Below are 12,996 nucleotides of genomic sequence, written 5' to 3'. Positions count from 1 at the left end.
TAAGTGTTAATGATAGATAAGTTAAAAAAAATTTCTCTTTTTTTTAATATAGACGAAAACACTCTAAAAGAAATTGCATCTTTTTCTTTTATTAAAAGTTATAAGAAAGATGAAATAATATTTTATGAAGGAGAAAAAAAAAGATATTTTTATGGCATAGTTAAAGGTAATGTTTTAATGTATGATGTTGATTTAAAAGGTAATATAATCCCAAAAAATCAATTTGGCTGTGGAGATATTTTTGGCCTAATTTCTCAAATACAAAATAAACCATATTGCCTAAATTCAAAAAACGAAAGTGAAACTGAAATAATAATAATAGATTACGAAAAATTTAAAAAATATATTTCAACTTCTCCCTTTAGTGATAAAATAATAAAAATGCTTAGTAATCAAATAGTACAAGAAATTGAATTCAATAAACTTCAAAAATATGACACTACCCAAAGAGTCATATATACACTCCTTAATTTCCCTAAAAAATTTGTAAAAAAGAAAAAATATCTTTTGGCAAAAGAGCTAAATATGTCACCTGAAACTCTTAGCAGAATTTTAAGCAGACTAAAACAAGAAGAAATTATTTGCTACTGTGAAAAATCTATAAAAGTTCTTGATTGTGAAAAGTTAAAAGAAAAACTACAATAGTAGTGAATAGTGTGTAGCGAGTAGTAAGTAGTAAAATAGGCGCGCAAAGGTGCGATTCCAAAAAAATCACTACACACTAATCACCACTCACTGCTCACTATTTTATGCGGGGCTAAACTTAGATTTAGAAAAGTTAAAAGTAAAGTCCTGACCCCTAAGAACATATAATCAATTACAAATTACTAATAACTAATTGTCAATATACCAATAACTAACACACAAATTAACCACTTTAAAAAAAGAAAAAAGGAGGGAAAAGAATTAGAAGCTATATTTAAACTCTACCCTTGCTTCGTTATTGTCATCGTTTTTCACACCATTGCTTCCATCAAGAATTGAATAGTATGCGTGAATATTCATTTTTTTAGTATATGCATATTTAACACCAACTTGATATTCTTGATAATCTTTATTAGCTGCTGTATCATCATTAATCACAGCTGCTGCAGCATAAACTTTAGTTTTCTTATCCACAGAATAACCTACTTTACCATATACAGCGTTTGTGTCAGTTGTGTTAGTAATATAATATTTTTGTGCTGTCGGAAGCACTGCTGCAAGTGGTGAATCAGAATCAAGTGTTACAACACCACCATCTTTTCCAGTTTGAGCATAACCAACTTGTGCACATAGTGCATCTTGATTATATTTTGCTGAAACATTGAAATATGTTTGAGTTTTATCATTTACACCTAATGTAGTTGCTGCTGATTTAGTTAAATCTGCTTGAGCATAATCAGCATGTAAAGCTATATTGTCCATTTTATAATCAGCTCTTAGAACAACATCTGAATCAATCATATTATCTACATTAAAATACCAAGCTTGAGCTTTAATATTGTCTTGAGCAAAAATAACCGCTGCTGCATATACATTGTTTCCACCTGTCCCTACTTGGTCAAGTCCAACCATCGCATCAAGACCAGCTGCCGCTACTGTAATATTATCATTTACTTTATAAGTTGCAATTGCACCTGCTGCTGTTGCTTCACCTACACCTGTTGCAGTAATAGGTGTTGCTACAGGAATTTTACCAACAATAGCATTTAATCCATTTGCACTATATTGTAAAAAGAATTTTGCGTTAGCAGGAAGATTGCTTCCATCTGTAGTACCATCACTATAAATATTCCAATCAAAAGCATAAGCTGTATTGAACTTTAACTCTTCGCTTACAGGTACACTAAATTTAAATAGTGCAGTAGTTCTGTATCTTTGAGTATATGTTTTATCACTTTCATTGTATACTCTTAATCTTAAATATCCACCAAAATCAACATTTTTAATCGCGTCAGTTAATGGAGTTGCAGTTGCAAAACTAACTCCTCCCATTGCTATTAAAGCTGCTAAAGATAATTTTTTTAGCATTCTCTCTCCTTTAAGTTTTTTATTTGTCATACAATTATATCGACAAATTTTTGAAAAATCAAATAGTTTTGTGTTATTTTTGTGTCTTTTTTAATATATTTTTAAGTATTTGTAACTATTTTTCATACAAAGGCATTCCCATGATATTATACCCACTATCTACATAATGAACTTCTGCAGTTACCCCACTTGAGAGATCACTTAATAGATACATTGCTGAATTTCCAACCTCATCAATTGTGACATTTTTTCTAAGAGGCGAATTTTTTTCATTATATTTTAAAATTTCACTAAAGTCCCCTATTCCACTTGCTGCAAGTGTTTTAATAGGACCAGCACTTAAGGCATTTATTCTAATATTTCTCTCACCTAAATCCACTGCTAAATATCTAACACTAGCCTCTAATGCTGCCTTTGCCACTCCCATTACATTATAATGAGGCACATATCTCTCACTTCCAAGATAAGTTAGTGTTAAGATACTTGCACCATCATTTAATATCGGTTCTAGCTTTTGCACAACCTCAATTAATGAATAAACACTAATATCCATTGCAATTCTAAAGGCTTCTTTGCTAGTATTTATAAATTTACCATCAAGAGCCTCTCTTGGAGCAAAAGCCACTGAATGAACTAAAAAATCTAGTTTACCAACTCTTTGAATACTTTCTTTTAACGCTTCAATTTCTTCAGGTTTACTTACATCAAGTGGATAGATATTTTTAACATCAAGTTCGTTTGCTACCTTTTCAACTCTTTGCTTTAACTTATCGTTTTGATAAGTAAGTATTATTTCAGCACCTTGCGCTTTACACGCTTTTGCAATTCCATATGCAATTGAACGATTATTGGCAACTCCTATAATAAGACCTCTTTTACCTTGCATTATCATTTTATCTCCTTTACAATTTCTATCATTTCTTTAAAAGTTTCTACATCTAAACTAGCACTACCAACCAATACTCCATCAACATTAGGAGTTTCTAAAATACTTTTTATGTTATTAAGATTAACACTACCTCCATAAAGAATAGGTCTATTTGTTAATTTTCTAATTTCAGCATGTACTTCTTGAATTTCTTCTAACTTAGCGCTAATTCCTGTTCCTATTGCCCATACTGGTTCATATGCAATGATTAACTTTTCATACTTTAAATCAATACCAACTATTTGTTCTTTTAAATAATTTATTACTGCTTCTGTACCTTTTTTTCTAATTTCAATTGGTTCACCAATACAGTAAAATATTTCAAAATTATGTTTTTTAAAAAATTCAAATTTTTTAGCAATAAACTCTTGAGATTCTTTAAGTACATACCTTCTTTCACTATGACCTATAAGAACTCTTTTTATATTAAATTCATTTAATTGCTCAAGCCCAATTTCACCTGTATATGCACCATTTACTTCAGGATAAGCATTTTGAGCTCCAATTAGCTCATCTTCTAACAACGCCGTAAATGGTGGAAAGACAGCAACTTTTACATTTCCAAAATCTATTGTTTTTAAATCTTTTAAATAAGAAATAGTATCTTTTTTTGTTTTATTCATTTTAAAATTTGCTGCTACTATCATAGACAACTCACTTTATCAGAAACTTCAAGTGCAGCAACTCCAGGAAGTTTTTTACCTTCAAGTAGTTCTAAACTAGCGCCTCCACCAGTTGAAATAAACGTCATCTCTTCATCATCACCAGCCCTTTGAACTGCATCTGCTGTATCTCCTCCACCTACAACTTTTATACCATGACTTCTTGCAATTTCATGAGATATTTTAAATGTTCCTCTACTAAATTTATCCATTTCATACACACCCATAGGACCGTTCCATAGAATTGTCTGTGCATCCCATAAAACTTCTCCAAAGAGCCTTACACTCGCAGGTCCTATATCAAGCCCCATCCATCCATCTGGAATTTCTTGAGAAGTTACATACTTAACCATTGCATCTTCTGCAAACTTATCTGCTATTACAATATCCACTGGTAAATAAAACTTAACTCCAAGTCTTTTTGCTTCTGCCATAATTTTAAGTGCTTCATCAATTAAATCATCTTCAACTAAAGAGTTTCCTACATTATATCCTAAAGCTTTTAGAAAAGTAAAAGCCATTCCACCACCAATAATCATTTTATCCACTTTTGGAAGTAGATTTATAAGTGCTTGTAATTTACCACTAACTTTACTACCTCCAACCACTGCTACAAATGGTCTTATAGGATTTTCAAGAAGTTTATGAAAGAAATTTATCTCTTTAAGAAGTAAAAATCCAGCTGCCTTTTTACTATTATCATAAAATCTTGTAATAGCTTCCACACTAGCATGAGCTCTATGACTTACTCCAAATGCATCATTTATATAAAAATCCCCAAATTCAGATAATTCTTTTGCAAAACCTTCATCATTTTTTGTCTCACGACTATCAAATCTTACATTTTCAAGAAGTAAAATCTCTCCATTTTTAAGATTAGATGCCTTTTCTTTTGCATCAGGTCCTACTACATCGTTTGCCATTATTACCTCTTGCTTTAATAAGTGAGATAATCTTTTTGCTACAGGTTTTAGAGAATATTTTTCATTAAACTCGCCTTTTGGACGCCCAAGGTGGGATGCTATTACTATTTTACACTCATTATCAAGAAGATATTTAATAGTAGGAAGAGCCATTATTATTCTTCTATCATCTGTAATATTTCCAAACTCATCAAGTGGAACATTAAAATCACATCTTACAAATACTCTATCTCCATTCTTTAAAGGTAAATCTTTTGGCGAATTAAGTTTCATATTTCTCCTTTTTTATTTAAAATTATAGCTAATATTGTAGTTTTTCCTAAAACCTAAATCCTCAACTCTTCATTATATACTTAGCCATATCAAGCAATCTATTTGAGTATCCCCACTCATTATCATACCAAGAGAAAATTTTAACTAAATCTCCATTAACTTGTGTTAAATCAAGAGCAACTATACTACTTTCACTTCTACCATTTATATCACTACTAACTAAATATTCATTATCAATTCCTAGAATTCCTTTTAAATCAGTTTTTGAATGAAATTCAATTAGTTCGTTTATCTCTTTTGAAGTGACATCTTTTTTTAATTCCACTACTAAATCCATAAGCGAAACGTTAGCTACAGGTACTCTTACACTTCTTCCATCAAGTTTACCTTTTAAGCTTGGTAATACTTTATAAATTGCCTTTGCAGCACCTGTAAAAGTTGGAATAATATTACTAGCAGCAGCTCTACTTCTTCTAATATCTCTTAAATTTGGTGCATCAAGTAATTTTTGATCCATCGTATAGCTATGAATTGTGGTAATAAATCCCTTTTCAATTCCAAAATTCTCATCAAGAATCTTTGCAATTGGAGCTAAACAGTTTGTAGTACAAGATGCATTTGAGATTATGCTCTCACCCTTATATTCATTATGATTAACTCCTAAAACATATGTTGGAGTATCATCATTTGCTGGGGCTGAAATGATAACTTTTTTTACATTTCCTTTTAAGTGTCCTTTAGCTAAATCACTACTTAAGAATTTCCCTGTAGCTTCAATAACTACATCAGCTTCACTAAAATCACATTTAAACGGTGTTTCTTTACTTGAATAGCTTACAAAATGAGGTCCTATTTTTAAAGTATTCTCATCTAAAATTTCAGCCTCTATATCTCCTCTAATAGTATCATACTTTATTAAATATGCAGCTATTTCAATTGGCATAATATCATTTATTGCAACAAGTTCTATATCACTTCTATTTAAAAGTGCTCTTACTACATTTCTTCCAATTCTTCCAAATCCATTAATGGCTATTTTCATTTAAAGCCTTTTTGATGAAATTATAGTAAAATTTCAGTATGAAAATAGCAATTTTTGGAGGAAGTTTTGACCCAGTACATATGGGACACATTGAAGTTGTTAAAAAAGCACTTGATTTTTTAGACATTAATAAGCTAATAATTATGCCAAATTACTTAAATCCACTAAAGCATAAATTTTTAGCACCTTCTGAAACTAGGCTAAAATGGTTAAAAGAAGTTTTTAAAGACTTTGATAAAGTTGAAGTTAGTGATTTTGAAATTAGGCAAAATAGACCAGTTTTTACAATTGAAACAGTAAAAATATTTAATCCTAACTACTTTATAATAGGAAGTGATAATCTAAATACACTTCATAAGTGGAAAAACATAGATGAATTAAAAAATATGGTAGAATTCGTAGTAGCTACTAGGGGTAATATTGATGAAAATCTTCTAAAGAAGCACAACATAAATAAAATAATAAAAGTAAATATCCCAATTAGCTCAACAGAAATTAGAAATGGAAAATTTCAATATCTACCAAAAAAAATAGAAAATGAGATAAAGGAGTTTTATGGATAGAATTGCAAAAATAAAAGAGCTACTTGATGAGAAAAAAGCTCTAGATATAATTGATTATGATTTAAGAAATACAGATTATTTTGTAGATTATGTAGTAGTTGCTACGACAATGGCAGATAAACACTCAAAAGCCCTATTAGATCACCTTAAAAAAACTCTAAAACCTTTAGGAGAAACCTTTTTAGGAGTTGATGAGAGTGATGATTGGACTGTTATTGATTTAGGTGATGTTTTAATTCATCTCATGAGTGAAGAATATAGAGCAAAATATCAAATGGATAGTTTCTTAAAAGAAATAAAAGAGAAATTAAGAGGTTAAATCCCACTCACTTATAAGCTCTATCCCCTCTTCTTTTAATATTTTACTCGTAAGTCCGGGGGCATCGCATTTGCACTCACACCCATTCACATAAGCACTAGTTTTCCTAACCCCACAGCTTGGAGACTTCTCTTTTCCTATAAAAAATTTTATATCATTTTCTTTGCATATTCTAAGAGCAACTCTAGCTCCTTTTAAAAAAGCCTCTGTTTTATCAACTCCATTTATATCAATAATTTTATCGCCAACAAATCTTGCAGGAGGGCGAGGAGTTGGAAGTGCTACTTCCTCTGGACAAAAAGGAAAGAGTTCATATTTTTCTTCTAGCTTTTCTAAAATCTCTTTTGGCAGAGGCTTAGATTTTCCATCATACCTACAAGCCTCTCCAAGCATACACTTACTTATCATTGCTTTTTTTTCAATTACAATCCTTAATTTTCCATTTTCCATTGAGCATTTTCAATTTGTATCACATTCTCTCTTTTGCATTAATTCCTAGAAGAGATAATCCAAGTTTAATAATACTTCCAACAACTGCTAATATTTTTAATCTTTTGCTTTCTCTATCACTTCCTATTACTTTATTTTTATTATAAAACTTATGAAATTCACTAGCTAAATCTATCAAAAAGTTAGTTAATCTATGAGGTTCTCTTGAATTAAATGCATCTTCTAAAATATAAGGTAGTTGCAATGCTAAAAACAATAAATCTTTTTCATCTTGTGTTAAATCTTTTAATTCAACCCCTGCCACATCTTCATACTCTATTCCTTTATTTCTAAAAATTGAGCGAATTCTTGCATGTGCATAATTTACATAATAACTTGGATTTGAACTATCTTCTTTTTTTAAATCATCTACATCAAATTCAAGATGAGTATCAGCTTTTTTTGTTAAAAACACAAATCTAAGAGCATCAGCCCCTACATCTTCAACTACATCTCTAACTAATATAAAATTCCCTGCCCTTTTACTCATTTTATAAGGCTCTCCGCCTTTTAGAAGTTTTACCATTTGAGAGAGAAGAATTTCAAGTTTTTCTGGATCAAAACCTAAAAATTTAATAGCAGCTTTAACCCTTGCAATATATCCGTGATGATCAGCACCCCAAATATTTATGTACTTATCGTATTCTCTTTTAAATTTGTCCCAGTGATATATGATATCTCCTGCAAGATATGTAGGTCTACCGTCCTCTCTTACTACAACTCTATCTTTTTCGTCTTTATATTCAGATGATTTTAGCCATATTTTTCCATCTTTTTCATAAAGTGCATTATTTTTTTCTAAAATTTCTTTTACTTCATCCCAGTATTTATATAAACTTCTTTCACTTACCCAATTATCAAATGGCACTACATTAAGAGCTTCAATATCTTTTTTTATCTCTTCTAGCATTTTATCTTTACCCCAAAGGCTAAGAACCTCATCATTAAATTTTGCTTCTTTTTTTCCGTCAACTTCAACAATCTCAACTGGTGTTTTAAAATAATCTTCTCCAAACTCATCAACAGCAATTTGAGCCAAATCTTTTATATATTCGCCTCTATAATATTCATCTGGCCAAATTACTTCAAGTCCTAAAATTTCTCTAGCAGTTAGATAAATTGAAAGACCAAGTAAATTTATCTGTCGCCCTGCATCATTTACATAATATTCAGTAGTGATTTTATATCCAATATGTCTACCTATTCTAGCTATTGAATCACCAAAAATTGCTCCTCTAGCGTGCCCTATATGAAGAGGCCCTGTTGGATTGGCTGAAATGTATTCAAGAAGTATCTTTTCATCTCTTTCATTTTTAGCAAAATTTTCTTTTTCATTTAATACTTTATTTGCAAACTCATCTAAAAATTTATCACTAAGTTTAATATTAACAAACCCGCTTAATGGTTCAATACTTTCAAACTCTTCTAAATTTGCTAGCTTTTCACATAAATTTTTTGCAAATTCTACTGGATTTTGTTTATTAGCTTTAGCATATTTAAAAATTGGTACTGCAAAATGACCAAACTCTTTTTGTTTAGGTTTATTAATAGGAGGATTCTCTCCTAAATGCTCTTTAAAAATCTCTGCAACTCTTTGTTTCATCACTTTCCTTTCCAATAATTAATAAATTTATCTAAATCATACTTACTAGTTTTAATTAAAGAAGCTAAAGCACAACTTCTTAGATACTCTTTTGCTACGTTGAAGTCATCATTTATCAAAAGATAATCATATTCACGTATTTTATTCATTTCGTTTAATGCATTTATCATTCTAACCTTAAGCGACTCTTCAGTTTCTGTTCCTCTATTTTTCAGTCTTTCAATAAGAGTTTGATTATCTTTAGTGGTTACAAATACACTTGTTACTATATCAGGATATGCTTTTCTTACTGCTTCATGTCCTTGAACATCAATATCTAAAAATACTATTTTTCCTTCACTTAAAGCCTTATTAATTTGTCTTTTGCTAGTTCCATAAAAATTCCCATGAACTTCAGCCCATTCAAGAAAATATCCTTCTTTAATATCTTTTAAAAATTCTTCTTTGCTTACAAAAAAATAATCCACTCCATCTTTTTCACCATCTCTTTTTGCTCTTGTTGTTGTTGAAATACTAAAGTATGCCTTATTACCTAATTCTTCACAAACTTTTCTCGCTAAAGTAGTTTTTCCACTTCCACTTGGCCCTGAAACTACAAAAATACTTCCACTTACTTTCAAATATTCCATATTATCCTCCAAAATCAATAGTAATTGTAACTTTCGCTTTTGATTTTTTAAGTTCTTCCCAATTAATATTTAAAATGTTTCCAAGAGTTTTTTCTTGTAAACTAATATTTTCTTCGGGATCACTTTGATCTTGGAACTTAGAACTTGGAACTTCTTCGTTTTCTATTTCATTATTATCCATTCTTAATTCACCACTCCCAATTTCCTCTGGAAATTTTTTATTTTCTTCTTCTGATATTTCTTCTCCTAAAGCTTCAGCAACTGCCTTTTTATCAAGTTTTTCAATTTCACTCAATTCATCTAATTCATCACTAACATCTTGTGTAACACTGTCTTCTAAATCTTCATCAATATCAGATGTAGCTAACTCTCCTTCATTATCTAAATCTTGAATTTCATCTAAATTAATATCTTCATCAATTTTATCAGCAATTTCCTCTTCTTGTGCTTGTTCACTCTCAAGTTCTATATTTTCATCTTCTGTTTCCAAAGATATATTTTCTTCGCTTTTTTCTTCAAAATCAGATGAAACTAATTCTTCACTATTTTCACTATCTAAATCTTGAATTTCATCTAAACTAATATCTTCATCTAATATCTCGTCAATAGACTCTTTATTATCTGTTATGCTATCTTCTTCTAAATCTTTATCTTCTTTTTTTTCATCTAAATCATCTATATTTTCAAAAACTTCTTCATCCAATTCGTCTATAGAAAAGTTCTCATCTATATTTTCTTTTGTTTCCATTTCTTCTTCAAGCCCCTTTTCTTCAACTATATCTTCAATGTCTATACTCTCACTATTAACATCTTCTTTTAATAATTCATCTGCATTTATTTCAAAATCATCCTCAAGCTCTTCATCTAAACTTTCAACACTAAGCTCCTCATCATCAACAAAAACATCATCAATACTTCCTTCCTCATCATCTAAATCAGTTAAATCGTCTAAATTTTCTATATCTAAATCACCAATATCATCTAATTCATCATTAAATTCTTCAATGTCATTTGAAGATATCTTTTCAATAATCTCTATCAAATCAGTAGGTAAAAATGGCTTGGTCAAAAACTCATCAAATCCTGGCAACTTTTCTTCATTTTTACTATGAATTAAAATAAATTTTGCATCTAAATACAAATTTTTTAAATTTTTAAGTAATTCATCATTATATAATTCTTTATCAATAAAAACTAAATCAAAATCTGCTTCAGGAATATAGTCATTGCCGCCAACGTCTATCTCATCACCTCTTTTTTCGGCACTAAGTTTAAAAAGTTTTTGAATAGTAGGATTTTCACTTATAAGTAAAATTTTCATAGCAGGCCTTGTTTTTTATTATAATTATATTAAAAAAGGACGAATTTTGAAAAAAGTAATTTTCTTTTTTGCTTTTATTCTTATAGCTTTTGCAAAAGAAGTTTATTTTATGCCAATGGATGGGGAAATAGCACATAAAAGATTATTTTATTTACTATCACATGCTCATAAAAATATCAAAATGACAATATATACATTTACAGACAAAAAACTAGCACGTGCTCTAAAAATTGCTGCTAACAAAGAAGTACAAGTCACAATAATAGCAGATAAAAAAGAAGCAAAATATAAATATAGTGTAATCCCAAACCTAGCTACTATAAAAAACATAAAAATAAAACTTCTTAGTGGGAAAAGTTATAAAAATGGGGATAAAGCAAAAATGCATGTTAAATTAACTATAATAGATAACAAATATTTAATAATTGGAAGTGCAAACTACTCATATAGTGCTTTTTATAAAAACTACGAATATATTATAATAGAAAAAGATAAAGAGTTAATAGAAGCTTTTAATACTTTTTTTGAAAAATTAAAACATATTTCAACTTCATATAGGGTAACTGGTTATACCAATTGAAAAAGGTAATAGAGGTAATAGAGGTAATAGAGGTAATATGGATATTAAATTAGTGTCAGTACCTCTACTAACCTCTACTAACCTCTACTAACCTCTACTAACCTCTACTAACCTCTACTAACCTCTACAACCTTATACACTATAACACAAAATGCAAAATCATTTTAAAAGCCTCTTTTATTTCTCTTTCAAATACCACCATCATACTTGAAATAATAGCTATTAGAACTAAAAAAGATACAAAAATTTTAATAGGAAACCCTATTACCAAAAGATTAAACTGAGGCATAGTTTTCATAATCATTCCAAAAATAATATCACTCATAAGAGAAATAGCTAAAATTGGAAAAGCTAAAGCAATTCCCACTAAAAAGTACTTATACATAAAACTCACAAAATATTCATAAACATTATGATAATTAAAAAACGCTCCAAAAGGCAAATCTTGCATAAAACGACTTAACATCAAAATTTCTAAATGATCACCTCCAAAACTTAAAAAAACTAAAATTGCAATCCATATAAAAAACTGTGATAAAATTGTAGATTGAGTCCCAAAGTTAGGGTCAACTACATTTGCCATTGTAAATCCCATAACAAAACTTACTTGTTCAGCTGCATATTTTAAAACATCAAATACAATCTGAAGAGCCATTGAGACAAAAAAAGCAAAAGCAACTTCATTAAGAATAGCTAATATTAAGTTTAATAAATTTATTTCAAATGTAACTTTAGGCACTATTGGAAAAAAAAGAATAGCAAGCCATAAACTAAATGTAGCTTTTGCTGTTATTGGAATATTCATATAATTAAAAAAAGGTAAAAAACTCATAAAAGATGAAATTCTAATAAACAAAAGTAAAAAAGTTACAGTATTTATAGGATCAAGTAATTTTACTATATCCACCTTAACCTTTCTATATGGTTATTAGTGTATTGGTTACTGGTATATTTGTTGATTGGAATAACAAATATACTAATATACCAATAACTAATTCTCAATTAATATTAGCTTTCTGTTTTTTAACGTATAAACTTTATCAAATTTTTTAGCAATATCCATATCATGAGTTACTGTTATCAAACTTGCATTATTCTCATCACAATATTCAAAAAGCGCACTAATAACCTCCTCGGCATTTTCTTTATCAAGATTCCCAGTTGGTTCATCTGCAAAAATAATTTTTGGTTTTTTAGTCAAAACTCTTGCAATGCTCACCCTTTGTTGCTGACCACCTGAAAGAGTTTGGATATTTTGATGCAAAACATCTTTTATTTTAAGTCTTTCAAGCAATTCAAAATCTATTTTCTCTCCTGTTAAAATTGCAGCAGCTTCTATATTCTCAAGTGCACTAAATGTATTAAAAAGATAATGAAATTGAAAAATAATCCCTATTTTTTTCTTTCTAATCTCAATCAAGTCTTTTTCTTTTAATTTATAAATATTCTGATTTTCAATAAAAACTTCTCCTTCATTTGGCTTTAAAAAAGTTGAAAGAATATGAAGAAGAGTAGATTTTCCACTACCACTACTGCCAACTATTGCTATTTTTTCTTTAGGTTTTACTTCTAAATTTACATTCTCAAAAAGTAAATAATCAAAAGAGTGTTTTAGATTACAAGCTTTTAACATAACGGCCTTTTTTAATTT

Annotated in this window: 15 protein-coding genes; 4 read left to right on the top strand and 11 right to left on the bottom strand. The window is 29.3% G+C overall.

The genetic code is table 11. The features are described 5' to 3' along the window. Nucleotides 1-9: 9 nt before the first annotated feature. The gene (locus ACYQ1U_RS08700) at nucleotides 10-645 is read left to right on the top strand and encodes a Crp/Fnr family transcriptional regulator (protein WP_459886909.1); all 636 of its coding nucleotides are present in this window, start codon (nucleotides 10-12) and stop codon (nucleotides 643-645) included. A 261-nt stretch (nucleotides 646-906) separates the two neighbouring features. Here ACYQ1U_RS08700 and ACYQ1U_RS08695 read toward each other — a convergent pair whose 3' ends face one another. From ACYQ1U_RS08695 to gap, 5 genes are all read right to left on the bottom strand, one after another. After that, a complete protein-coding gene (locus ACYQ1U_RS08695) occupies nucleotides 907-2,013 on the bottom strand; it encodes a major outer membrane protein (RefSeq protein WP_459886906.1) in 1,107 nt (368 codons plus the stop codon). A 115-nt stretch (nucleotides 2,014-2,128) separates the two neighbouring features. Then, the gene (fabI, locus tag ACYQ1U_RS08690) at nucleotides 2,129-2,905 is read right to left on the bottom strand and encodes an enoyl-ACP reductase FabI (RefSeq protein WP_459886903.1); all 777 of its coding nucleotides are present in this window, start codon (nucleotides 2,903-2,905) and stop codon (nucleotides 2,129-2,131) included. Continuing rightward, nucleotides 2,902-3,588, bottom strand: coding sequence for a triose-phosphate isomerase (locus ACYQ1U_RS08685; RefSeq protein WP_459886900.1), 687 nt, complete (start codon nucleotides 3,586-3,588; stop codon nucleotides 2,902-2,904). The genes fabI and ACYQ1U_RS08685 overlap by 4 nt, the downstream gene beginning before the upstream one ends. After that, nucleotides 3,585-4,799: a phosphoglycerate kinase gene (locus ACYQ1U_RS08680; protein WP_459886897.1), complete on the bottom strand. Its 1,215-nt coding sequence runs from the start codon at nucleotides 4,797-4,799 to the stop codon at nucleotides 3,585-3,587. Before ACYQ1U_RS08680 ends, ACYQ1U_RS08685 begins: the two co-directional genes overlap by 4 nt. A gap of 61 nt (nucleotides 4,800-4,860) precedes the next feature. Further along, nucleotides 4,861-5,841, bottom strand: a complete 981-nt coding sequence (gene gap / locus ACYQ1U_RS08675) for a type I glyceraldehyde-3-phosphate dehydrogenase (RefSeq protein ID WP_459886895.1) — start codon at nucleotides 5,839-5,841, stop codon at nucleotides 4,861-4,863. A gap of 38 nt (nucleotides 5,842-5,879) precedes the next feature. On the opposite strand from gap, the gene nadD reads away from it, so the two are divergent. Together nadD and rsfS are read left to right on the top strand one after the other, a co-directional pair. Continuing rightward, nucleotides 5,880-6,404 (top strand): nicotinate (nicotinamide) nucleotide adenylyltransferase, encoded by a 525-nt coding sequence (nadD, locus tag ACYQ1U_RS08670; protein ID WP_459886892.1) that lies wholly within the window; start codon nucleotides 5,880-5,882, stop codon nucleotides 6,402-6,404. Beyond that, nucleotides 6,397-6,723, top strand: coding sequence for a ribosome silencing factor (rsfS, locus tag ACYQ1U_RS08665; RefSeq protein ID WP_459886889.1), 327 nt, complete (start codon nucleotides 6,397-6,399; stop codon nucleotides 6,721-6,723). The genes nadD and rsfS overlap by 8 nt, the downstream gene beginning before the upstream one ends. Here the strand turns inward: rsfS and ACYQ1U_RS08660 are convergent. From ACYQ1U_RS08660 to ACYQ1U_RS08645, 4 genes are read right to left on the bottom strand one after another with little or no spacing between them, the layout of a single operon-like run. Next, nucleotides 6,712-7,173 (bottom strand): 2-thiouracil desulfurase family protein, encoded by a 462-nt coding sequence (locus ACYQ1U_RS08660; RefSeq protein ID WP_459886887.1) that lies wholly within the window; start codon nucleotides 7,171-7,173, stop codon nucleotides 6,712-6,714. The two genes, rsfS and ACYQ1U_RS08660, sit on opposite strands and share 12 nt — an antisense overlap. A 19-nt stretch (nucleotides 7,174-7,192) precedes the next feature. Further along, a complete protein-coding gene (gene argS, locus ACYQ1U_RS08655) occupies nucleotides 7,193-8,815 on the bottom strand; it encodes an arginine--tRNA ligase (protein ID WP_459886884.1) in 1,623 nt (540 codons plus the stop codon). After that, on the bottom strand, nucleotides 8,815-9,444 hold the full coding sequence (gene gmk / locus ACYQ1U_RS08650; RefSeq protein WP_459886882.1) for a guanylate kinase: 630 nt from the start codon (nucleotides 9,442-9,444) through the stop codon (nucleotides 8,815-8,817). The genes argS and gmk overlap by 1 nt, the downstream gene beginning before the upstream one ends. Nucleotide 9,445: 1 nt before the next feature. After that, on the bottom strand, nucleotides 9,446-10,765 hold the full coding sequence (locus ACYQ1U_RS08645) for a hypothetical protein (RefSeq protein ID WP_459886879.1): 1,320 nt from the start codon (nucleotides 10,763-10,765) through the stop codon (nucleotides 9,446-9,448). A gap of 46 nt (nucleotides 10,766-10,811) precedes the next feature. Between ACYQ1U_RS08645 and ACYQ1U_RS08640 the strand changes: the two genes are divergently transcribed. Next, complete coding sequence (locus ACYQ1U_RS08640; RefSeq protein ID WP_459886876.1) at nucleotides 10,812-11,345, top strand: phospholipase D-like domain-containing protein; 534 nt, start codon at nucleotides 10,812-10,814, stop codon at nucleotides 11,343-11,345. Nucleotides 11,346-11,484: 139 nt separating this feature from the next. Here ACYQ1U_RS08640 and fliR read toward each other — a convergent pair whose 3' ends face one another. After that, nucleotides 11,485-12,252, bottom strand: a complete 768-nt coding sequence (gene fliR / locus ACYQ1U_RS08635) for a flagellar biosynthetic protein FliR (RefSeq protein ID WP_459886874.1) — start codon at nucleotides 12,250-12,252, stop codon at nucleotides 11,485-11,487. Nucleotides 12,253-12,336: 84 nt separating this feature from the next. After that, nucleotides 12,337-12,978, bottom strand: coding sequence for an ABC transporter ATP-binding protein (locus ACYQ1U_RS08630; protein ID WP_459886871.1), 642 nt, complete (start codon nucleotides 12,976-12,978; stop codon nucleotides 12,337-12,339). Nucleotides 12,979-12,996 lie beyond the last annotated feature (18 nt).

The organism is Caminibacter profundus, assembly GCF_054657155.1.
This window is presented reverse-complemented; position numbering and strand designations above follow the sequence as displayed.

Coding starts and splice junctions, on each gene's coding strand:
- ACYQ1U_RS08700 (WP_459886909.1), top strand. CDS start 10: ATGATAGATAAGTTAAAAAAAATTTCTCTTTTTTTTAATATAGACGAA.
- ACYQ1U_RS08695 (WP_459886906.1), bottom strand. CDS start 2,013: ATGCTAAAAAAATTATCTTTAGCAGCTTTAATAGCAATGGGAGGAGTT.
- fabI (WP_459886903.1), bottom strand. CDS start 2,905: ATGATAATGCAAGGTAAAAGAGGTCTTATTATAGGAGTTGCCAATAAT.
- ACYQ1U_RS08685 (WP_459886900.1), bottom strand. CDS start 3,588: ATGATAGTAGCAGCAAATTTTAAAATGAATAAAACAAAAAAAGATACT.
- ACYQ1U_RS08680 (WP_459886897.1), bottom strand. CDS start 4,799: ATGAAACTTAATTCGCCAAAAGATTTACCTTTAAAGAATGGAGATAGA.
- gap (WP_459886895.1), bottom strand. CDS start 5,841: ATGAAAATAGCCATTAATGGATTTGGAAGAATTGGAAGAAATGTAGTA.
- nadD (WP_459886892.1), top strand. CDS start 5,880: ATGAAAATAGCAATTTTTGGAGGAAGTTTTGACCCAGTACATATGGGA.
- rsfS (WP_459886889.1), top strand. CDS start 6,397: ATGGATAGAATTGCAAAAATAAAAGAGCTACTTGATGAGAAAAAAGCT.
- ACYQ1U_RS08660 (WP_459886887.1), bottom strand. CDS start 7,173: ATGGAAAATGGAAAATTAAGGATTGTAATTGAAAAAAAAGCAATGATA.
- argS (WP_459886884.1), bottom strand. CDS start 8,815: ATGAAACAAAGAGTTGCAGAGATTTTTAAAGAGCATTTAGGAGAGAAT.
- gmk (WP_459886882.1), bottom strand. CDS start 9,444: ATGGAATATTTGAAAGTAAGTGGAAGTATTTTTGTAGTTTCAGGGCCA.
- ACYQ1U_RS08645 (WP_459886879.1), bottom strand. CDS start 10,765: ATGAAAATTTTACTTATAAGTGAAAATCCTACTATTCAAAAACTTTTT.
- ACYQ1U_RS08630 (WP_459886871.1), bottom strand. CDS start 12,978: ATGTTAAAAGCTTGTAATCTAAAACACTCTTTTGATTATTTACTTTTT.